Genomic DNA, 19,642 nt, shown 5'->3' with positions numbered 1-19,642 from the left:
AAGAGTATGTAAGTAAATGGAGGTACAGTTATGGTGCATAGTTTTTTAAAATTGCTGGATTAATCTTAATATAATTCAGAATATTTTGTCAAATAAAAATATGACAAATAAAATGCAGATGAATAGGAGAAACTACTTGCAGGAATGGACGAGGGTTAACGCCCCACTGATCAAAGTTAAAGTAGGAGAAGATGTTATGTTATTTTATTTTGAACTTGTCGTCATTTTACTTTGTACGAAATTAGCTGGTGATATTAGCGTGAGGCTTGGCCAGCCTTCTGTACTTGGTAAATTAATTATCGGTATTATTATCGGTCCAGCTGTACTTGGTATTATAAATAGTTCTGAATTAATCGATGAATTGAGTGAGATTGGTGTTTTACTACTTATGTTTATGGCTGGACTTGAAACAGATTTAGAAGAGTTAAATCGGAATTTGAAATCGTCATTTGCAGTAGCAGCTGGTGGAATTATTTTTCCTTTCATCGGTGGTTATGTAACAGGATTGCTGTTTGGATTAATACAATCTCATGCCATTTTTTTAGGATTATTACTTTGCGCAACGTCAGTTAGTATTACAGTGCAAACGCTAAGAGATTTAGGGAAAATGAATACGAGAGAAAGTACAACGATTTTAGGTGCTGCCGTATTTGATGACGTCATCGTCGTTATTTTATTAGCGTTTGTTATGAGCTTTTTAGGAACGCAAGATGTGAATATAACACTTGTTATCGTAAAGAAAATTATCTTCTTTGTTAGCATTGTTTTTATTGCATGGAAAGTTGTTCCTTGGATTATGAAAATGCTCGTGCCGCTTCGTGTAACAGAAGCGTTAATTAGCGCGGCTCTTATTATTTGCTTCTCTTTTTCTTATTACAGTGAAATGATGGGAATTGCAGGCATTATTGGAGCATTTGCAGCCGGAATTGCCATTTCTCAAACAGAGTATAAGCACGAAGTAGAACATAAAATTGAACCGATTGCGTATGCAATATTTGTACCGGTGTTCTTCGTAAGTATCGGAATGGAAATTACATTTCAAGGTATCGGAAGCCAACTTTGGTTCATTATCATCATGACGCTTATTGCGATTTTCACAAAGTTAATTGGATCCGGTTTAGGAGCAAGACTAACAGGATTCAATCTTCAATCTTCTATTAGTATTGGTGCGGGAATGGTATCGCGCGGAGAAGTAGCACTTATCATCGCAGCGAATGGACTTACGGCGAATTTATTAGCGAAAGAAAATTTCACAGCGATTGTTATTGTTGTTATATTGACAACGATTATTACCCCGCCGCTTTTGAAGAAGTATTTTGTATAGAGAGGAAGAGCTTATCTGATGTGGGTAAGCTCTTTTTTATTGGAACAAGCAATAGTCATGTGGCATGAAAGGTTTGTAATTATGGTAAAATCTATGTATGTGATATGACAAGGAGAGGAAAGTGTGAAGATTACGAAGGAGAAGGTTATCGGTGTAATCGTACTTATTGCAGTATGTACACCGTTTACTGCATGGAAAGAATCAAAAGTGAAAGATTTTCCGGTTTCTATTTTCTCGGAAGAAGCAGATGGTGAGTACGATCAGAAGCTGAAATATACTGCTTTTTTACCTGATGTTGCGATTTGGATGAACGGTTGGGAAAAGAAGTGGACAGAAGGGGAAAGAACTGTTTATCAAAAAGGGAATCGCATTGTAAATGTGTTTCATCCTCCTGGCGATGATGGTTTTTACCTTCTTGAAGCAAGAGAAAATAAGTGAACGCAACCGTAAGAAGTGGAGGTTAAATAGTGAAAGCTTCAACATTACTATTTAAAATTGAAAGTAATATGGATCAATTTTCACCAGCTGAAAAAAAGGTTGCCATGTACATAATGGAGAATGCAGAGATTGTTCCGAACTTAACGACGAAAGAAGTGTCAACGAATGCAGGTGCAAGTGAAGCGAGTGTTGTTCGTTTTTGTAAGTCGATTGGGATTGGGAGCTTTAAAGCATTTAAAATCGCGCTCGTTCGTGAATTAACGATTGCTGATTATAATATTAATGATTTTTCAGTGATGAATACGGAAGATGGCCCGTACGACTTGTTTAATAAAGTTACGTATGTGAATAAAGCTGCAATTGAGGCGAGCGTTACGGCTATTGATAAGAAGGAGCTTGAGAAAGCAGCGGATCGTATTGTAAATGCGGATAAAATTATATTTTACGGAGTAGGTGGATCAGCAACTCCAGCAATGGACGGGGCTTATAAATTTACAAGACTCGGATTTACTGCAATGATGCTATCTGATTTTCATATGATGTTGCCGCTTGTGACGAATTTAAAAGAAGGCGATATATTTGTGGCGATTTCAACATCTGGTCGTACGAAAGATGTACTTGAAATGGCGCAATATGCGAAGAGACAGGGTGCAACAGTTATTGCGATTACAAAGCTTGATCAATCATCACCGTTATATAAAGAGGCGGATATTCGTCTTTGTATGCCAGATGTAGAACAAGATCATCGCATTGCAAGTATTGCTTCAAGAATGACGCAATTGAACATGATAGATGCTCTATATGTGATTACCTTTAATCGCATTGGTAATAAAGTGCTAGATCAATTTATGGAAACAAGAGAAGAAGCTTTGCGATTACGGAAGCTGAAATGAGAAGATGGGGAAACCCATCTTTTTTGCATACGGACGGACATAAATTCGTCATGAAAAGAAATTAAATTTCATAAAATAATAAAGTGATATTGATTTTAAATTTCTTAAAGTTATAATGAAAGTATGAAATTAAATTTCAAAGTAGGTGGGAATATGTTAGAAAATTTATCGACAGAACATCGCAATGAGAAGACGATGAATTTAGATGAGATGAGCATAAAAGAAGTTTTGCAAAGTATGAATGAAGAAGATCGAACTGTTGCATTAGCAGTTGAAAATGAAATAGAACAAATTGAAAAGGTTGTAGGGGCTGTTATTCAATCTTTCGAAGAAGAGGGCCGATTAATTTACATTGGGGCTGGTACGAGTGGCCGTTTAGGTATTTTGGACGCAGTGGAATGTCCGCCGACATTTGGCACAGACGATAAAATGGTGCAAGGATTTATAGCAGGTGGATTGAAAGCGTTTACTAAAGCGGTAGAAGGTGCAGAAGATCGCGAAGAATTAGCAGAAGAAGATTTGAAAAGTATTGGATTAAATGAGAAAGATACAGTGATTGGAATTGCAGCAAGTGGTCGAACTCCTTATGTTATTGGTGGCTTGAAGTACGCGAATAGCGTAGGAGCGAGTACAGCTAGTATCTCCTGTAATAAAAATGCTGAAATAAGTAAATATGCAAAACTAAACGTGGAAGTAGAAACAGGCGCAGAAATTTTAACAGGATCAACGCGTTTGAAAGCTGGTACAGCGCAAAAACTAGTGCTCAATATGATTTCAACAGCATCTATGATTGGTGTAGGGAAAGTATATAAAAACTTGATGGTAGATGTTCAATCTACAAATGAAAAGTTAATAGAACGATCAAAACGAATTATTGTGGAAGCAACAGGTGTTAGTTATGAAGTAGCGGCAGAGCATTATGAAAAAGCAGAACGTAACGTGAAAGCTGCGATTGTTATGGTGTTATTGCAGTGTGAGTATGGGGAAGCACTGGAGAAACTAAAAGAAGCGAAAGGGTTTGTGAAGAAGGCACTATAAAATAATAGGGAGGGGGATTCTATTATGAAGAAAGAAGAGAGAATGGCCAGAGAAATTTCAGAGCAACTTGGGGGAGTAAAAAATATTCGTGGCATTGCTCATTGTATGACGAGACTACGATTAACGCTTCATGATGAAAGTAAAGTGAACATGGACCTTTTGAAAAAGGTTGAAGGGGTTATGGGCGTTATTGAAGATGAGACGCTTCAAGTTGTCGTTGGTCCGGGAACGGTAAATAAAGTAGCAGCAGAGATGGAAGGTTTAACGGGACTGCGAATTGGTGAGGTGGCAGATCATCACCTTGAAGATCTTGGGCAAGAGATGAAGTCAGAAATTAAGAAGAAAAATAATACACCGGTGAAAAACTTTTTAAGAAAAATAGGAAGTATTTTCATTCCGTTAATTCCGGGTCTTGTTGCGTCAGGTATTATAAACGGGGTTGCTAACTTTGCGAAAAACGCAGGTGCTGATCCGAATGCAACATGGCTACAAATGTTACTACTTATTGGCGGCGGTATCTTTACATTCTTAGGCATTTTAGTCGGTTGGAATACAGCGAAAGAGTTTGGCGGGACACCAGTTCTTGGGGCAATTGCTGGTATTTTAATTTTCAATCCGGCGATGGCGAACGTAAAGTTATTTGGTGAAGCGCTCGTACCCGGACGGGGCGGATTGTTTGCAGTTATTTTTGCAGCGTGGCTTATGGTTGTAGTGGAAAGACAAGTTCGAAAAGCTGTACCAAATGCAGTTGATATTATTGTAACGCCGCTTATTACTGTGTTAGTCGTAAGTATCGTAACGATGTTAGCAATTCAGCCGGTAGCAGGTTTCTTATCTGAAGGAATTACGAGCGGAATTAATGGTATTTTAAGTATTGGCGGAGCGTTTGCTGGGGCAGTACTTGCTGGAACATTTTTACCGCTCGTTATGGTCGGATTACATCACGGTTTAACACCGATTCACATGGAGTTTATTAATCAAACGCACGTAACGCCTTTATTACCGGTACTTGCAATGGCTGGCGCTGGGCAAGTAGGAGCAGCAATTGCTATTTTTGTAAAAACAAAAAACAAACGACTGCGTAACGTAATTAAAGGGGCATTACCAGTTGGATTTTTAGGAATTGGTGAACCGTTATTATACGGGGTTACATTACCACTGGGAAAACCGTTTCTTACAGCTTGTTTAGGAGCAGCAGTTGGCGGTGCATTCCAAGCAGTTATGAAAACAGCTGCACTTGGAATTGGTGTATCAGGATTATCGTTAATTCCGTTAATTGCTGATAATAAATATTTATTATATTTCCTTGGATTAGTAGTGGCATATACGTTCGGATTCATCTTTACGTACTTCTTCGGATTTAAAGAAGAAATGGCAGAAAACATATAGAGAAAGGGATTCCTTTCTCTTTTTCTATTTATAGAAAGGGAGATTCATATGATTGGAGTTTCAATTTACCTTGCAAAAGAACGAGTAAAAAAGCAAGAAGAGTGGCTAAAAGTAGCGAAGGAAAACGGGTTTTCATCTATTTTTACATCATTGCACATTCCTGAAGATGACCCTGGTACGTATAAAGAGCTAATTCAAATACTTGGGAAACAAGCTCTTGAAAATGACATGGAATTAATGGTCGATGTTTCTCCAAAATCGTTATACCATTTAGGGATGACGTATGAAAATGTGGAGGATCTACTGGACTGGGGCATTACAGGCTTAAGAATGGACTACGGCATTGCGCCAAAAGACATCGCACGCGTATCTCACAAGATGAAAGTAGCTTTAAATGCGAGCACGATTACAGATTCATTTTGGAAAGAGTTAATCATAGAAAATATAAAGGTAGAGAATGTAGAAGCGTGGCATAATTTTTACCCGCGCCCAGAAACAGGACTAGCAAAGTCCTTTTTACAAAAACAAAACGAATATTTACATGCGTGCGGAATAAAAACAATGGCATTTATTCCGGGAGATGGGGAAAAACGGGGCCCGTTATATGAAGGCTTACCAACGCTAGAAAAGCACCGCAATATGCGCCCACTTGAAGCGTACTTAGAACTTGTACAACATTGTGGTGTCGATAAGGTGTTAATCGGGGATATAAGCGGAAGTGTAGAAAGTGTACAAGAGATAGCGAGTGCGAGTAGAGGGATTATTCCATTGCGTTACAAATCATTTATAACTGATAATGAAGTATTAAAAGTGGTGGAGCAAGTGCATACAAATAGGCTGGATCCAGCCCGTGATGTCATTCGGTCTGTAGAATCACGAGAAGAAAATAAAGTGATTTTACAGCCAATGAATGCAATTGTAAGAAAGAAAGGCAGCATTACAATTGATAATGAATTGTACGGTAGATATGCAGGAGAGATGCAAGTTGCTATACATGATTTGCCTGTAGATGAGAAAGTGAACGTTGTTGGCATGGTTGTAGAAGAGGATATTTCTTTATTGCCGTATGTTGGCGCTGGAAAAATGTTTCAACTTTTTTATGCGATAGAGTAAAAGCTTGAATTAACGCTACTTTGTAGGAAAACATTATCCGTAAAAGGGATAATGTTTTTTGTTTTCTTTAAAAAAGTATTTGACGAATGAAATGAAATACCGTATTGTTTTGACTTGTAAATAAAAGTTCACCATAACAAAACAAAAAGGAGAGAAAAAAATGAATCAATATATTGGGAATTTAATTATTCGTATCGTGTTAGGAGTAACGTTCTTTGCACATGGTTTAGCGAAGTTTCAATCAGGTATCGATAACGTAGCAGGCTGGTTTACAAGCATTGGCTTACCGGGTGGTCTAGCGTATGGCGTAGCAACAGTTGAATTAGTTGGTGGTATATTATTAATTATCGGTTTAGGCGTAAAGTATGTAGGATTGTTATTCGCTCTTATTTTAGCTGGAGCTATCGTAAAGGTAAATGGAGCAGCAGGTTTATTAGGAGATGGAAAGAATCCAGGATATGAATTAGACCTTGCATTATTATCAATGGGTGCGTATTTATTCGTTGTAAAAGCAGAAGGATATGTAGACCGTTTCATAAAAGAGAAAGTAATGAAAACGAAGTAGATTTTATTTATAAATTGTTGACTTGAATAACGATTGTAACTATAATGATTACAACTTATAGATTAAGAATAAAACAATTTAATATTTTTTTACACAAGATGTAACTGCATGTGTTACATCTTGTGTAAAAATAAATAAAACGGGAGGAAGTAACATGTCTAAATCAAATTTAGAAATTATTCGAAGTACATATGAAGGATCAGCTTCTTCGAATGCGAAACATTTAGCAGAAGCCCTCTCTGAAAAAGTAGAATGGACAGAGGCAGAAGGATTCCCGTACGGGGGAACTTATATCGGTGTAGAAGCTATAATGGAAAATGTATTTAGCCGATTAGGATCAGAATGGGATGATTATAAAGCAAGTGTAAATACGTATCATGAAGTAAGTGAAAAAGATGTAATTATTGCTGAAGGTATGTATTCAGGAGTTTATAAAGAAACGGGAAAATCATTTGAAGCAGAATTTGTTCATGTATGGCAACTTGAAAATGGAAAAATCATAAAATTCAAGCAATGTGTGGATAGTTATATTGTGCGAGAAGCGCTTAAGGTTTAAAATAAAATAAGGAAACAAATGGAATCGACTGTGTGCAGGCGATTCCATTTGTTTATGTGATTATTAGGGGAATGGGGAATACATAATATGAAAAAATGGATTATAGGGACAATTACAGTGATCGTAATTGCGATAGGAGCTGTATTCGGTGTTACTAAAGGTATTAATTATATAGAAGAAGAGGAGAAGAGTCTTAAAGCGCAAAAAGTAATGGGACAACAAGGAAAGAAAGCAGAGGAAGAGAAGCAACAAGTTAGTGAAGCTGAAATTATTTCTACAATGCATAGGATGGTACATCAAAAAGTGAAATCCTCTGAAAAATGGGGATTTATTGAAATGACAAATAAGGAAATTCGTGGTGCGAAGAACGCAGTAGAAAGCGGTACGAATTTTAAATATAAGTCAGAGTTACTTTCTACTTTGGAGCGCTGGGAGAAAGGGGATTTTTCACAAACGGTTGAGGAGCATAACTTTTTGTGGGAAATTCAAGGTGGTGATACTGGAAAGGCGACAGAACGTTTATCGCCAGAAGAAGAAAAGCAGTATGTGAAAGAAATGAAACGTAAATAAAAACATCGCCACTTCGCTGGCGATGTTTTTGGATTAAGAATGTTTTCGTATTAAAGCTCTAGTTGGCTGAACGGCAACTGTTTTGAAATGAGAAAATAAATAACATCCTGTCACAACGATCATTGTCCCTAAAATTTGAATCCACGTTAATTCTTCTCCGAGGAAAAGGAATGCTAAAATAGCTGTGAAAATGGGATTGAAGTTTAGAAAAATGCCGGATGTAGTTGCTCCTAATTTTTGTACGCCAACATTCCAAAATACCATACAAAGAACTGTGGAAATGAGTCCAGTATATAAAAGTGATGTTATAAAAGAAGTGTTGATATTTGTAACAGTGAAGCTTCCTATGTTAAATGGTAGTAATAAAATAACGCCGAAAATACCAGAGTAAAGCGTCGCCATAAGCGGTGTCGTTGTTTTTGTTGCCCATTTACTACAAACAGAATAGATTCCCCAAATGCAAACAGCCGCAATCATCCATAAATCGCCGCTATTAAAATGTAATGAAAATAAAAGTGCAAAGTTACCTTTTAATAGGACGAGGATAACCCCGAAGAATGAAAGAATCATAGATAAAATTTGAAGTGTATTTACTTTTTCTTTTAGAAATAAGACAGAAAATAGTGCAATAGAAATCGCGTTTAATGTAGAAATAAGCCCTACATTTGTTGCGGATGTTTTTTCTAATGCTAAAAATTGAAAGATGTTAAAAAGAGCAACCCCTGAAATTCCCATCAATATTAACGGAAGTATCGCAGCGCGTGGTGGAATGATTTTCTTTTCTTTAAACCATACCATTGGTAATAAACAAACAATCGCAATCATCCATCTTAAACTTGTAAGTGTCATTGGAGATGCGTGATCAACAAGTGATTTTCCAACGACAAAGTTTCCTCCCCATAATAAGCTCGTTAGTAATAGTAAAAAGACATAAAAATAAGGCATATTAAAATCCCCTTTGTTGTAATCAATGTGAATTGTAAATAATTTTAGCATTTTTCTTTATTGTGTAATATATTCTTTTGTATAATGGATAAAAATCGATAAAATGTTTTGTTATGAATAATATTTAAAGAAGGATGTTCAGTTTTATATAAGTTATAAGGTGTTTTTTCGAATAATCATCGGTAAGAAATAAGGGGGAATTATAATGGAGTCGTCTGTTATTAAAGTGTTGGATGATTTAGATGTCCAAATTTTAGATATATTACAGAAGGAGTCACAAGTAAGTAATGCAGAGCTTGCGCGACGTGTTAATTTATCACCAGCTGCGATGCATGCGAGAATAAAAAGATTAGATGGAGAAGGATTCATTGATAAGCAAGTAGCCATTTTAAACCAAGAAAAGCTTGGTTTTGATTTGTTATGCTTCATTTTTATGAGTACGAATATTCATCAATCGGATAAACTTGAAGTGTTGGAAAAAGAATTAGAAGCGATGCCTGAAGTGTTAGAATGTCACTGCTTAACAGGAGAATATGATTATTTATTAAAGGTCGCAAATCGTGATCGTAAAGAATTAGAGCAGTTTATTAGAAAGCTGAATAAGCTTGGTATTACAAAGATACAGACGAGTTTAGCACTTCGTGAAATTAAATATTCGACGGTATTACCGATACGAAATGAGGAACCGAGCATCGATTAGATTGCTTGGTTTTTTGTTTGTATAAAGTGATTGACGAGAAGAAAAGAGAGATGTATTATTATATAAAATTATGTATTAAAATTCATTTCGAGTTATAAATATTAATATCGGGGGCAAGGGGATAGCATATGAAAATCTGTAATGCGGTTACGAGTGATGTGAAAGAAATTTATAGTCTCATTGAAGTTTATGCAAAAGAGGGAGTGGTTTTACCGCGTTCTCTTTTGTCTCTCTATCAATATTTACAATGTTTATATGTTATGAAAGAAGAGGGAGAAATCGTTGGAGTTGCTGGTTTACATGTGTTAGGAGAGGATCTTGCAGAAGTACGATCTTTAGTCGTTTCGCATACATATGCAGGAAAAGGGATCGGACGTATGTTAGTAAACCATGTAATAAATGAGGCGGCGAAAATAAAAGTGAGTAGAGTTATTTCTTTAACATATGAAACGGAATTTTTTCAAAAGTGCGGGTTTGTTTTTGTGAATAGAGAGGCGTTACCAGAGAAGGTATGGATTGATTGTAGACATTGTCCAAAGGTTGATTATTGTGATGAGGTGGCGATGATTCGGTATGTTGGGTGAAATAAATGTAAAGAAGAGCAGCTAGCAAAAGCTAACTGCTCTATTTAAGGGATCTCTCCAAGGGGGAGTGGAGAAAATATTATGTTACTAGCAGTATTGACAGATTATTAGGAAATATACAAATCAGATGAAAGAAATTTTAAATAAACTTTCGGCATTGACAGTTTTTAAAATATTCATGTACAATATATATGAATGACATTCAGTCATTTCTTCTTTGGAAGGATGTAGTTAGTTTGAAAACGGAATAAATATAAATGGTAAATGAGGATGATAGTTGTTTTTATATAGTATTGATGAAAGAGTATATTTTTTTAAAATAAAAATGACTGATAGTCAGTCATGAGAGGTGAGAGGTATGAAGAATAGAGCTTGGTTATATGTCATATTAACATGTATCTTTGAAATTTTTTGGGTATTTGGTTTTAATACGGCCGATACTTGGTGGCATTGGATTATTATTTTAGGCGTTATCGCTGTTGATTTTCACTTTCTTTCTAAAGCGTGTGAGCATCTTGCAACAGGGACTGTATATGCTGTTTTCGCCGGAGCTGGTACGGTAGGTACTTTCTTAATGGATGTATTCCTTTTCGGCGGGAGTTTCAGTGTAGGAAAATTATTCTTTATCGTGATGGTTGTAGCTGGCGTTATCGGTTTAAAGCTAGCTGATAATAAAGAAGATACTATGGAAGGAGCTGCTTAAAGATGGGTTGGTTTTTCGTATTTTGTGCTGCAATTAGTGAAATAGTCGGTGTAATCGGTCTTAAAATGTATAGTAAAGATAAAACATTAGCAAATGGGGCTCTTTATATAGGTGGGTTTGCTACATCCTTTGCATTCTTGTATACATCTTTCTTATTTTTACAAGTAAGTGTCGCGTATGCGGTTTGGATTGGTATTGGAACAGCAGGTGCCGTTTTATTAAACATGTTCCTGTTTGGTGAGTCGAAAAGTAAAGCACGTATCATTAGTGTAGCTCTTATTGTATGCGGCGTGACAGGGTTAAAGGCTCTTTCTTAAAGGTATTTGGCATTTTTATCTCCTAATTTTTTGTTAGGAGATTTTATTATGAAAAAAATGATTTCCTCGCAAAGTTCACTATCATTGACAGTACAATCGATTATCTTATAAAATGAGTGACAGTCATTCAATACGCGTGTGAAAGGGTTTAGATGATGAATAAAAAAGAGAAAATTGTCTATGCAGCGATTGAAGTATTTCAGGAAAAGGGCGTTGAAAAAACGAAGATTTCTGATATCGTGAAATTAGCTGGCATTGCACAAGGAACTTTCTATTTATATTTTCCTTCTAAGTTATCTGTTATGCCTGCAATAGCAGAAGTGATGGTTGAAAAGATGATACTTGCAGTAAAAGAAAAAGTGCAAAACGATGCGCCTTTCTCAAGTAAAGTAACGCAAGTAATAGATGCGGTGTTTCACTTCATAGAGGAATATCGTGAAATACAAGCTTTAATGTATGCGGGTCTTGCATCTACAGAACATATAAAAGAATGGGAAGCTGTGTATGAGCCTCTTTATATGTGGCTAAGTGAATTTTTAAATGAGGCGAAAGAAGCGGGTGAAATTCGTGATTCGGTTCACGCAGAGCGAACAGCGAAGTTATTTATCGCTCTAGTTGAATCAGCAGCGGAGCAAGTGTATTTATATGATCATAAAGATGATGAGCAAGTCGAGTTACAAAAGGCAGAAGTACTAGATTTTTTAACACATGCATTACATATAAAGAAATAGTGAGATGAACCTGTCTGAGAAGGTAGGTTCATTTTTGAGGAAAACTGAATGATAGTCATTCACCTAATGCGTATGTATGTGTGGAAGGATACAGTGAAATTCTAACGAGTAGGGGCATTTCTACTCATGATTAGCCCACAAATAGCAGGATAAAGAAAAAGCTTCTTGGGCATTATTTTTTTGAGGGGAGCTTACGGGAAGAGGTGTTGAAAGTGAAGAAACCGATAAAAGAACAAAAGATGGTACTGGTCATTCTTTTGAGTAATATATTTATCGCTTTTTTAGGGATTGGATTAATCATTCCGGTTATGCCGTCCTTTATGAATGATATGGGTTTAACAGGTAAGACGATGGGATATCTCGTTGCAGTGTTTGCAATGGCTCAGCTTATTGCTTCACCTATTACAGGCCGGTGGGTCGACCTTTATGGTAGGAAGAAAATGATAATCATTGGATTATTTATTTTTGGTGTTTCAGAGCTTCTTTTCGGATTAGGAACTGATGTATGGATGCTCTATGCAGCGAGGGTGTTAGGCGGAATTAGTGCTGCTTTTATCATGCCTGGTGTTACGGCATATGTTGCGGATATTACATCTATACAGGAACGTCCAAAGGCGATGGGCTATTTATCTGCTGCTATTAGTACCGGCTTTATTATAGGACCTGGAATCGGCGGATTTATTGCAGAATACGGTATACGTGTACCGTTTTTCGTTGCAGCTGCAATTGCTTTTATAGCATGTGTCATTTCGATCTTTATTTTGAAAGAACCGTTAACGAAAGAAGAGCTTGCAGAGATTTCTTCTAATACGAAAGAATCAAGCTTTATTGGTGATTTAAAGAAATCATTACATCCAATGTATGCAATTGCATTTATCATCGTATTTGTACTTGCGTTCGGTTTATCGGCGTATGAAACGGTGTTCAGTCTGTTTTCTGATCATAAGTTTGGATTCACACCGAAAGATATCGCGGCAATTATTACAATTAGTTCAATCTTTGGGGTAGTTGTGCAAGTATTTATGTTTGGAAAATTAGTTGATATGTTCGGTGAAAAAGTGTTAATTCAAATCTGTTTAATTGTAGGTGCAGTATTAGCGTTCATTTCAACTGTAGTCTTTAATTATTGGATTGTACTTCTCGTTACGTGCTTCATTTTCCTTGCATTTGATTTGCTTCGCCCAGCTTTAACGACGTTTTTATCAAAAGCAGCTGGAAAAGAGCAAGGATTCGTTGCTGGTATGAACTCGACTTATACGAGTTTAGGAAATATAGCAGGACCAGCGATGGGCGGAATATTATTTGATATGAATATTCATTATCCATATGCATTTTCAGGAGTTGTCTTAATAGTTGGTCTCGCTATTACATTTATGTGGAGAGAGAAACAGTTAGCTGAAAGTTTTGCGAAGTAATCAAACCCCTTACAACGGTAAGGGGTTTTTGTTTTATAAGCTTAATCCAAACCGTTTTAATTCAATAAATATCCTCTCTAATTGCTTTCCTTTATCCGTTAATGTGTACTCTACACGAGGCGGAACTTCTGGATATACTTTTCTCGTTATAATGCCTTGAGACTCTAATTCTTTTAGTCGAAGCGATAATGTTTTCGGGCTAATCCCGTCCATTGATTTTTGTAAATCACTAAAGCGTAATGTACCTTCGATAAGAAGGTCGCGAATGATTAAAAACGTCCATTTTGTACGAATTACATCAAGTGTTTTAGCGATGGGACAAGGTATGCCAGGAAAACCTTTCGTTAATTCAACCGGATCTATATTGCTCATGGAACTAGCCTCCATAAAATTTTTTGAATGAATTTGCTTTATAGTATCACAAAACTATACTTTTGGTAACTATATGAAAAAAATATCACTACTTTCATAAAGGAAGTAAGTGCATATACAATAGCAATACGAAATACAAAGGATTTAGAGGAGGAGGTGGTGATTTTCATGGGGATAAAAAAGTTGTTTGGATTTCTTAGTTTGTTTGTTATTTGTATTGTGCTTGTAGCATGTGGCGTGGAGGGAAAAACTGAAGTACAGTTATTAAAAGAAATGCCAAAGGCAAAAAAAATGACAATCGATCCTTCACTAAGTAAAATGGAAGCGACCGAAATGGTTCATGCAGCGCAGCGTTTTTATGCATTTTGGGATACAGGTAAAGAGGAGCTTCTTTCGCAGACTGTTACGAAAGATTTTTTCGATAATACGTTGCCAAAAGAGCGACCACAAGGTGTTGAAGGGTTAAAGTTTGCAGCACAAAATTTTCGTAAAGTCGTTCCTAATATACATTGCGAGATTGAAGATTTATTAGTCGTCGGTGATAAAGTAACAGCTCGTCTTTCTTTTACAGGAACGCATAACGGTAAAAATATTAGCTTTTCTGCAATAGATATTTTGCATGTGAAAGACGGAAAGATTACGGAAGACTGGCATTTAGAAGATAATCTTACGTTGAAACAGCAACTTGGGTTAATAAGCGAGGAATAGAGTAGGGGAGAGGAAAACGATGAAAAAAATATTTATTATAAATGGACATGAAAAATACGGTACAAAGGAAGGACGATTAAATAAAACGTTAGTGGATCATATGGTGGCGGTATTAAGCGAGAGTCATCAAGTGAAAACAACAACGATTCAAGATGGATACAATATAAAGGAAGAACAAGATAAATTTTTATGGGCTGATGTTGTGATTTATCAAACACCGATTTATTGGTTTAGTGTTCCAGGATTATTTAAAACGTATATGGATGAAGTATATGAATACGGTTTGTTCTTTAAAGGTGCAGATGAATACGGAACAGGTGGTTTATTAACAGAGAAAGAGTATATGTTCTCTACAACTTGGAATGCACCTGAAAATTCATTTGGAGATAAGACGAAGTTCTTTGAAGGGGAAAGTCTAGAATCAACGCTTAGTCATTTACACCGCGTGCAGAAGTTTCTTGGGATGAGTCCGTTAAAGAGTTTTGCTTGTTATGATGTGGTGAAGAATCCGGATATTGAGCAATATTTATTGAACTTGAAAGATCACTTAGATGAAGTAATTAAATAATAGTTTGTATTTGTATGTGAAGAAGGTACTACTAAGGATGTAGTACCTTCTCTTTCACGAAATACGTTTAAAATCTTTACTTATACAGGACTGCTTTAGTTTTTTTGATTTGATTAAATGTTTCATATCAGAGATGTTATCGTATGAAAGCTGAGTATGATAATAGTTAAGGTACTCAAGTAATGCAAAAATATAAATAAATAGAGTGAATGATAGCCCACCTAAAGGTAAGTGAGGATACCAAATTACAAAATCAATAGTAAACGTAATAAATCCCGTGATAATGAATGCTATATTTATCTTTTTAAGTATTTTTAAATATTGAATGATCCTAATGGGCGTAACAGATGTTTTCTCTTTTTTTAGTCGTTTCCACTTTACGTACCAGTAAATTACTCCTTGTAATAAGATAAACTCTAAAAGAAGAAATGAGACCCAAAAAGAATTTAGGGAATATAAATGTAACGTAGGATAAGCATAATTAAGTAAGTAACTTGTGAAAATAAAAGTAATGACTGAAAATAACTCACCTGTGTATAGATAGGAAAGTCTTTTTTCTAGGGTGCGTTTCATGGTTTTTCTCCTTTTATAAAAACTTGCATGTTAATACATGGATGGCTGTATCCATAACTTCGCAAAATTTGCCCAACCGAATGAATCAATTGTTACGTTTTTTAAAGAAGAAGGGTATGTCTTTCTTTTTAAAACGTGATAGTTAAATAAAATGATGTGTTCTGTTTGTAAAAATTCTTCGATCTCATACATGAGCTCGTAGCGCTTTTCTTTATTTTCTTCTAATAAAAATGTATCAAGTAAACAGTTAATTTGTTTTTCATAGTGCGGGTCCATGAACCGGTTTACGAAGCAACTTTTATTTTTAAATACATTTAAGAATGCAAGTTCATGATCGGCAGCAAACACTTCTCCCATGAAAATAATATCGGCATGTTGATCGATAGAACGGTTCATATAATCTGAAACGAGAAATGGGTGAAGCTCTACTTGTATACCTAAACTTTCACATCGTTCTTTTAAGAAATATGCATCATTTGCACTATCTTTAAATGCGAAGAAGTAAATATGTATCGTCTCTCCGTTATAAGTGCTCTTTTTTAAATACTCTTTCGCTTTTTCTAAAGAGTAGGATCTTTTAGTAGCTTGGCGACTTCTTTCAGGGAAAAAGCTTGATGCAGCAATTGTTCGTCTTCCTTCTATGTTACGAAGTATCATTTCAACATCATATAGTTCTCTCCAAGCCTTTCGAAAGTAAATGTCGTGATGAGGACCAGGTTTTGTAAAGTTGAAGCCAGCATAAATACAACCTATTTCTTCTATTTGTATATTATGCCTTTCATTTTCTTCTTCATTTGGTAGTTCATAATCAGCATCGATTTGTACATGATCAGGAATACCCCAAAATTCAATACGATCTAATAACGCGCGCTCTTTAAAATAATGAGTGAACGCTTCGAGCACGATATTATCTTCAGAGTAATGGGCAAGTTTGAAAGGTCCAGTACCTATATAATGATGATTTTGAATAACTGCATCACGCGGCAAAATTGCTAGTTGTATGGAACTTACATAGTGTAAGAAAAATAAATTTTGTTTTGCTAAATGAAATCGAATTTGCAGTGGTGATGGCGTTTCAATTTGAACAATTTCTGCTGTTAACCATTCGAAAGGAGAGTGAACTTCTTTTAGTCTTTCAAATGAAAATCGTACATCTTTAGAAGTTAAAACTGTTTCGTTATGAAAATATACATCCTTTCGTAAATAAAAAGTCCACGTAAGCCCGTCTTCGCTTAATTCCCACGTATGCGCAATGTGTGGTTCCATTTTTTCCGTCACATCGTTATAAACGACTAACGTATCAAAAATTTGACTTGTAAGATGGCTTTCTGTAGTTACAGCCACAAAAGCCGGATCTAATGGGACTATCTTTCTCGATATAGGAATTTTTAGTATGTCGTACATATCATTTGAAGGTTCGTATCCAAAATGATGATGTAGTTTATTTTCTATCTTTTTTTGAAGTGCAAGGGGTAGGGGTTCTTTTAAAAGAAGAAAGATATCTTTTAATTTTTCTTGCGCTAACAGTTCATCTGTATAGGACCCAATCGCTTCTACGAAATTATGTATAAATAGAATTTCCGTTTTATTCCCGCGACCTCGCCCTGGAGTCCAGCTAATTAATTGCTCCTCGCTCATTTTCTTTAATAAAATCTTTACGTTTTTCGTACTGCAATATAAAACATCCGCTAATTCTTGTAAGCTATTTCGCATATGTTGTTGATCTTGTGCATGTAGTCTTAGTCTAATGTAATAGTCCATAATTTTCATATATACACTTCCTTCTATTATAAAAGGGGAAACTCTTTAGAATATTCTAACCTTTTTCTTCCTTTTTTTCAAAGTAAAATAAGTAAGCATAAGGAGGGGGAAACAATGGGATTTTGGAGTATGCATCGAAATATAAAAATTAGAATTATAACTTCGTTTTTAACACGTACTGTATCCACGATGATTTTTCCATTTATGGCGATTTATTTTTCAATAAAGTTAGGTAGTGCGATTGCTGGTGCGTTACTACTTATTAATGTCATAGCTTCATTAGTAATTGGTTTGTACGGTGGGTATGTTGGAGATCGGCTTGGTCGTAAAAAGGTTATGATTATCGGTCAAAGTATACAAGTCATTTCCATTGCTTGTATGGGGATTGCAAATTCCGATTATGTAGATTCACCTTGGTTAACATTTATCTTTATGCTAGTGAATAGTTTAGGATCTGGACTTATGAATCCTGCGACAGAGGCGATGTTAATTGATGTGAGTACACCTGAGAATCGAAAAGTGATGTACAGCATTAACTACTGGGCAATTAATTTATCCATTGCGATTGGAGCGATATTTGGCGGATTACTATTTGAGAACTATAGATTGCAATTGTTTATCGGATTAACAGTGATTGCAGTTATTACTTTATATGTGATGGCTGTATATATGGAAGAAGTGTATGTAGCACGGAAAACGGTGGAGAAGAAAAATGTATTAAAAGATATGGCGGATAGTTATAAAGTTGTGATGAAAGATAGAGCGTTTTTAATTTTTTGTGCAGCAAGTATATGTACATTATCGTTAGAGTTTCAAATTAATAATTATTTAGGAGTACGCTTGCAGAAGGAATTTGAAACGGTGCACTTTTTATTCGGGAATGGTGTTACGTTTGATTTAACAGGTATTCGCATGCTGAGCTGGATTTCTGCAGAGAATACAATTTTAGTTGTATTATGTTCAGCACTTCTTATTAAAATGCTGAAAAGCTTCAACGATTTGAAAATATTATATGTAGGCTTATTCATTTATACAATTGGATTTACAATACTCGGAACGAGCAATAGTTTATGGATTTTATTAATTGCAGGGCTTTTCCAAACGGTAGGAGAGATGATGTATGTGCCAGTGCGTCAATCTATTATGGCAGATATGGTACCAAATGAGGCGAGAGGTTCATATATGGCGATTAACGGAATGGTCTTTCAAGTAGCAAAAATGAACGGGGCATTGGGTGTTATGCTAGGTTCATTTATCGCATCTTGGGGCATGAGTGCTCTGTACTTTATCGTTGGTATGAGCAGTATTTTATTATTTATGAAGGCGATTGGGAGAGAGAAGTATGAGGGGGAGGTTTCTCAGATTGGATAAAACGATATGAAAAGCGATGCTAGAAATCGCTTTTCATATGGCTTTTAAAACGGATCAACTTCAGCTAAATTTGGAGTGGTGCTCGGTTGTAGTAAAAGATTTTTTAACGTTCCTACTTCAGAAAGAGTGACTAATATGTAGCCACTAATCAGTACAATAAGTCCGATGACGCGTAACGTTTGTAAGCTCACTTCATTATTATTCGTTTCCGCTGGATTTGGGGGCGTTGAAGGTGGATTGTTATTCATAAATAAGGCTCCCATCTTTTGTATTTATATATGTGTAAAATCATTATTTAACTTATGGATAGGAATTGTATAGTCATTTTCACTATATGAGAACTGCTTATGAAAAGTGATTAGAAGTTCCGGGGAGAGAAAAGAGGGTGTATGAAAAGATCATTAAAAATAAGGTTCTTTTTTGTTTTTCATACAAATAAAAAGATTAATCAAAGTAGCTAAATAGCTACTTTGATTAATCTTTAATAACTATTCCAATATACGCAACGATTCTTCAATAAACGCCGGGATGTCCTCAGGTTGTCTACTTGTTACTAGCTGATTTTGGCATACGACTACTTCTTTATCGTGAAAGTTTCCGCCGGCGTTTTTTAAATCGACTTCAATAGATTTATATCCAGTCACATCGCGTCCTTCAAGTGTTTGTGCAGTGATGAGTAATTGGGGTCCGTGACAAATAGCAAAAACAGGTTTTTCCGCATCCATAAATGCTTTACTAAAGTGAACGAAACGCTCATCCGCACGAAGTATATCTGGAGAAAATCCACCCGGTATGAAGAGTGCGTCAAAGTTTTCTGGAGAAACATCATCGATACCTTTATCAATTACAATTTCACTTTTTCCTTGTTTACCGTGTACCGTTTTACCTTTTTCTGTTTCAATAGTTGTTAATTCATATCCCTTTTGTTTAAAAGCTTCTGCTGGCTCTGTGTATTCTGTGTCCTCGAAATAATCCGTTATTAAAATAGCAATTTTTTTACTCATTCTA

The 19,642-nt window shown here is 35.8% G+C and carries 24 protein-coding genes; 18 read left to right on the top strand and 6 right to left on the bottom strand.

Annotated features, from left to right (window positions below; all coding sequences use genetic code 11):
- The first annotated feature begins 118 nt into the window (after positions 1-118).
- The 9 genes from PDQ40_RS23890 (at position 119) to PDQ40_RS23850 (ending at position 7,886) form a co-directional block, all read left to right on the top strand.
- Positions 119-1,324 (top strand): cation:proton antiporter, encoded by a 1,206-nt coding sequence (locus tag PDQ40_RS23890; protein WP_117611429.1) that lies wholly within the window; start codon positions 119-121, stop codon positions 1,322-1,324.
- Positions 1,325-1,447: 123 nt separating this feature from the next.
- The gene (locus tag PDQ40_RS23885; RefSeq protein WP_061536179.1) at positions 1,448-1,762 is read left to right on the top strand and encodes a hypothetical protein; all 315 of its coding nucleotides are present in this window, start codon (positions 1,448-1,450) and stop codon (positions 1,760-1,762) included.
- 29 nt (positions 1,763-1,791) lie between these two features.
- Positions 1,792-2,655: a MurR/RpiR family transcriptional regulator gene (locus PDQ40_RS23880; RefSeq protein WP_000648163.1), complete on the top strand. Its 864-nt coding sequence runs from the start codon at positions 1,792-1,794 to the stop codon at positions 2,653-2,655.
- Between the two features lie 153 nt (positions 2,656-2,808).
- Entirely contained in the window at positions 2,809-3,693 is an 885-nt protein-coding gene (murQ, locus tag PDQ40_RS23875; RefSeq protein WP_000892362.1) for an N-acetylmuramic acid 6-phosphate etherase, read from the top strand.
- A 24-nt stretch (positions 3,694-3,717) separates the two neighbouring features.
- Positions 3,718-5,082, top strand: a complete 1,365-nt coding sequence (locus PDQ40_RS23870) for a PTS transporter subunit EIIC (RefSeq protein ID WP_000711320.1) — start codon at positions 3,718-3,720, stop codon at positions 5,080-5,082.
- Positions 5,083-5,130: 48 nt separating this feature from the next.
- Positions 5,131-6,195: a DUF871 domain-containing protein gene (locus PDQ40_RS23865; protein ID WP_270691694.1), complete on the top strand. Its 1,065-nt coding sequence runs from the start codon at positions 5,131-5,133 to the stop codon at positions 6,193-6,195.
- 160 nt (positions 6,196-6,355) lie between these two features.
- On the top strand, positions 6,356-6,760 hold the full coding sequence (locus PDQ40_RS23860) for a DoxX family protein (protein WP_001077745.1): 405 nt from the start codon (positions 6,356-6,358) through the stop codon (positions 6,758-6,760).
- Positions 6,761-6,914: 154 nt separating this feature from the next.
- Positions 6,915-7,316: a nuclear transport factor 2 family protein gene (locus PDQ40_RS23855; RefSeq protein WP_270691693.1), complete on the top strand. Its 402-nt coding sequence runs from the start codon at positions 6,915-6,917 to the stop codon at positions 7,314-7,316.
- An 87-nt stretch (positions 7,317-7,403) separates the two neighbouring features.
- Entirely contained in the window at positions 7,404-7,886 is a 483-nt protein-coding gene (locus tag PDQ40_RS23850) for a DUF6241 domain-containing protein (RefSeq protein ID WP_000758765.1), read from the top strand.
- Positions 7,887-7,919: 33 nt separating this feature from the next.
- Here PDQ40_RS23850 and PDQ40_RS23845 read toward each other — a convergent pair whose 3' ends face one another.
- Positions 7,920-8,831, bottom strand: coding sequence for a DMT family transporter (locus PDQ40_RS23845; RefSeq protein WP_074602671.1), 912 nt, complete (start codon positions 8,829-8,831; stop codon positions 7,920-7,922).
- Between the two features lie 205 nt (positions 8,832-9,036).
- On the opposite strand from PDQ40_RS23845, the gene PDQ40_RS23840 reads away from it, so the two are divergent.
- The 6 genes from PDQ40_RS23840 (at position 9,037) to PDQ40_RS23815 (ending at position 13,281) form a co-directional block, all read left to right on the top strand.
- Positions 9,037-9,531, top strand: coding sequence for an Lrp/AsnC family transcriptional regulator (locus PDQ40_RS23840; RefSeq protein WP_000446103.1), 495 nt, complete (start codon positions 9,037-9,039; stop codon positions 9,529-9,531).
- Between the two features lie 128 nt (positions 9,532-9,659).
- Positions 9,660-10,115, top strand: a complete 456-nt coding sequence (locus PDQ40_RS23835; protein ID WP_270691692.1) for an N-acetyltransferase — start codon at positions 9,660-9,662, stop codon at positions 10,113-10,115.
- Between the two features lie 358 nt (positions 10,116-10,473).
- On the top strand, positions 10,474-10,818 hold the full coding sequence (locus PDQ40_RS23830) for a DMT family transporter (protein WP_061131379.1): 345 nt from the start codon (positions 10,474-10,476) through the stop codon (positions 10,816-10,818).
- 2 nt (positions 10,819-10,820) lie between these two features.
- Positions 10,821-11,135: a DMT family transporter gene (locus tag PDQ40_RS23825; protein ID WP_000539674.1), complete on the top strand. Its 315-nt coding sequence runs from the start codon at positions 10,821-10,823 to the stop codon at positions 11,133-11,135.
- 152 nt (positions 11,136-11,287) lie between these two features.
- Positions 11,288-11,866 (top strand): TetR family transcriptional regulator, encoded by a 579-nt coding sequence (locus PDQ40_RS23820; protein WP_002163739.1) that lies wholly within the window; start codon positions 11,288-11,290, stop codon positions 11,864-11,866.
- Between the two features lie 212 nt (positions 11,867-12,078).
- Positions 12,079-13,281, top strand: a complete 1,203-nt coding sequence (locus tag PDQ40_RS23815; protein WP_000742938.1) for an MFS transporter — start codon at positions 12,079-12,081, stop codon at positions 13,279-13,281.
- A gap of 33 nt (positions 13,282-13,314) precedes the next feature.
- Here the strand turns inward: PDQ40_RS23815 and PDQ40_RS23810 are convergent, their stop codons facing one another.
- Positions 13,315-13,653 carry a winged helix-turn-helix transcriptional regulator gene (locus PDQ40_RS23810; RefSeq protein ID WP_000065113.1) on the bottom strand — a complete coding sequence of 113 codons (339 nt, stop codon included), beginning with the start codon at positions 13,651-13,653 and terminating at the stop codon, positions 13,315-13,317.
- A 168-nt stretch (positions 13,654-13,821) separates the two neighbouring features.
- On the opposite strand from PDQ40_RS23810, the gene PDQ40_RS23805 reads away from it, so the two are divergent.
- On the top strand, positions 13,822-14,361 hold the full coding sequence (locus PDQ40_RS23805) for an ester cyclase (protein ID WP_000511555.1): 540 nt from the start codon (positions 13,822-13,824) through the stop codon (positions 14,359-14,361).
- 19 nt (positions 14,362-14,380) lie between these two features.
- Entirely contained in the window at positions 14,381-14,929 is a 549-nt protein-coding gene (locus tag PDQ40_RS23800; RefSeq protein WP_000718020.1) for an NAD(P)H-dependent oxidoreductase, read from the top strand.
- A 54-nt stretch (positions 14,930-14,983) separates the two neighbouring features.
- Here PDQ40_RS23800 and PDQ40_RS23795 read toward each other — a convergent pair whose 3' ends face one another.
- Positions 14,984-15,502, bottom strand: coding sequence for a hypothetical protein (locus PDQ40_RS23795; RefSeq protein WP_000831570.1), 519 nt, complete (start codon positions 15,500-15,502; stop codon positions 14,984-14,986).
- A gap of 30 nt (positions 15,503-15,532) precedes the next feature.
- Positions 15,533-17,272 (bottom strand): SgrR family transcriptional regulator, encoded by a 1,740-nt coding sequence (locus tag PDQ40_RS23790; protein ID WP_000699850.1) that lies wholly within the window; start codon positions 17,270-17,272, stop codon positions 15,533-15,535.
- 105 nt (positions 17,273-17,377) lie between these two features.
- Here PDQ40_RS23790 and PDQ40_RS23785 point away from each other — a divergent pair, with 105 nt between their 5' ends.
- Positions 17,378-18,634 carry an MDR family MFS transporter gene (locus PDQ40_RS23785; RefSeq protein WP_000508188.1) on the top strand — a complete coding sequence of 419 codons (1,257 nt, stop codon included), beginning with the start codon at positions 17,378-17,380 and terminating at the stop codon, positions 18,632-18,634.
- A 44-nt stretch (positions 18,635-18,678) separates the two neighbouring features.
- Here PDQ40_RS23785 and PDQ40_RS23780 read toward each other — a convergent pair whose 3' ends face one another.
- Both PDQ40_RS23780 and PDQ40_RS23775 read right to left on the bottom strand, forming a co-directional pair.
- Positions 18,679-18,882 (bottom strand): hypothetical protein, encoded by a 204-nt coding sequence (locus tag PDQ40_RS23780; protein WP_001063858.1) that lies wholly within the window; start codon positions 18,880-18,882, stop codon positions 18,679-18,681.
- 240 nt (positions 18,883-19,122) lie between these two features.
- Entirely contained in the window at positions 19,123-19,638 is a 516-nt protein-coding gene (locus tag PDQ40_RS23775) for a type 1 glutamine amidotransferase domain-containing protein (RefSeq protein ID WP_000037526.1), read from the bottom strand.
- Positions 19,639-19,642 lie beyond the last annotated feature (4 nt).

This window comes from Bacillus cereus group sp. Bc061 (assembly GCF_027715825.1).
Taxonomy (GTDB): domain Bacteria; phylum Bacillota; class Bacilli; order Bacillales; family Bacillaceae_G; genus Bacillus_A; species Bacillus_A paranthracis.
The sequence above is the reverse complement of the archived record's forward strand: the minus strand, read 5'-3'. Positions and strand labels throughout refer to the sequence as shown.

What these genes read in the sequence shown, in the direction of transcription:
- PDQ40_RS23890 (WP_117611429.1), top strand. Translation starts at nt 119, where the DNA reads ATGAATAGGAGAAACTACTTGCAGGAATGGACGAGGGTTAACGCCCCA.
- PDQ40_RS23855 (WP_270691693.1), top strand. Translation starts at nt 6,915, where the DNA reads ATGTCTAAATCAAATTTAGAAATTATTCGAAGTACATATGAAGGATCA.
- PDQ40_RS23775 (WP_000037526.1), bottom strand. Translation starts at nt 19,638, where the DNA reads ATGAGTAAAAAAATTGCTATTTTAATAACGGATTATTTCGAGGACACA.
- PDQ40_RS23790 (WP_000699850.1), bottom strand. Translation starts at nt 17,272, where the DNA reads ATGAAAATTATGGACTATTACATTAGACTAAGACTACATGCACAAGAT.
- PDQ40_RS23820 (WP_002163739.1), top strand. Translation starts at nt 11,288, where the DNA reads ATGATGAATAAAAAAGAGAAAATTGTCTATGCAGCGATTGAAGTATTT.
- PDQ40_RS23835 (WP_270691692.1), top strand. Translation starts at nt 9,660, where the DNA reads ATGAAAATCTGTAATGCGGTTACGAGTGATGTGAAAGAAATTTATAGT.
- PDQ40_RS23830 (WP_061131379.1), top strand. Translation starts at nt 10,474, where the DNA reads ATGAAGAATAGAGCTTGGTTATATGTCATATTAACATGTATCTTTGAA.
- PDQ40_RS23805 (WP_000511555.1), top strand. Translation starts at nt 13,822, where the DNA reads ATGGGGATAAAAAAGTTGTTTGGATTTCTTAGTTTGTTTGTTATTTGT.
- PDQ40_RS23840 (WP_000446103.1), top strand. Translation starts at nt 9,037, where the DNA reads ATGGAGTCGTCTGTTATTAAAGTGTTGGATGATTTAGATGTCCAAATT.
- PDQ40_RS23785 (WP_000508188.1), top strand. Translation starts at nt 17,378, where the DNA reads ATGGGATTTTGGAGTATGCATCGAAATATAAAAATTAGAATTATAACT.
- PDQ40_RS23860 (WP_001077745.1), top strand. Translation starts at nt 6,356, where the DNA reads ATGAATCAATATATTGGGAATTTAATTATTCGTATCGTGTTAGGAGTA.
- PDQ40_RS23845 (WP_074602671.1), bottom strand. Translation starts at nt 8,831, where the DNA reads ATGCCTTATTTTTATGTCTTTTTACTATTACTAACGAGCTTATTATGG.
- PDQ40_RS23810 (WP_000065113.1), bottom strand. Translation starts at nt 13,653, where the DNA reads ATGAGCAATATAGATCCGGTTGAATTAACGAAAGGTTTTCCTGGCATA.
- PDQ40_RS23850 (WP_000758765.1), top strand. Translation starts at nt 7,404, where the DNA reads ATGAAAAAATGGATTATAGGGACAATTACAGTGATCGTAATTGCGATA.
- PDQ40_RS23825 (WP_000539674.1), top strand. Translation starts at nt 10,821, where the DNA reads ATGGGTTGGTTTTTCGTATTTTGTGCTGCAATTAGTGAAATAGTCGGT.
- murQ (WP_000892362.1), top strand. Translation starts at nt 2,809, where the DNA reads ATGTTAGAAAATTTATCGACAGAACATCGCAATGAGAAGACGATGAAT.
- PDQ40_RS23795 (WP_000831570.1), bottom strand. Translation starts at nt 15,502, where the DNA reads ATGAAACGCACCCTAGAAAAAAGACTTTCCTATCTATACACAGGTGAG.
- PDQ40_RS23800 (WP_000718020.1), top strand. Translation starts at nt 14,381, where the DNA reads ATGAAAAAAATATTTATTATAAATGGACATGAAAAATACGGTACAAAG.
- PDQ40_RS23865 (WP_270691694.1), top strand. Translation starts at nt 5,131, where the DNA reads ATGATTGGAGTTTCAATTTACCTTGCAAAAGAACGAGTAAAAAAGCAA.
- PDQ40_RS23870 (WP_000711320.1), top strand. Translation starts at nt 3,718, where the DNA reads ATGAAGAAAGAAGAGAGAATGGCCAGAGAAATTTCAGAGCAACTTGGG.
- PDQ40_RS23780 (WP_001063858.1), bottom strand. Translation starts at nt 18,882, where the DNA reads ATGAATAACAATCCACCTTCAACGCCCCCAAATCCAGCGGAAACGAAT.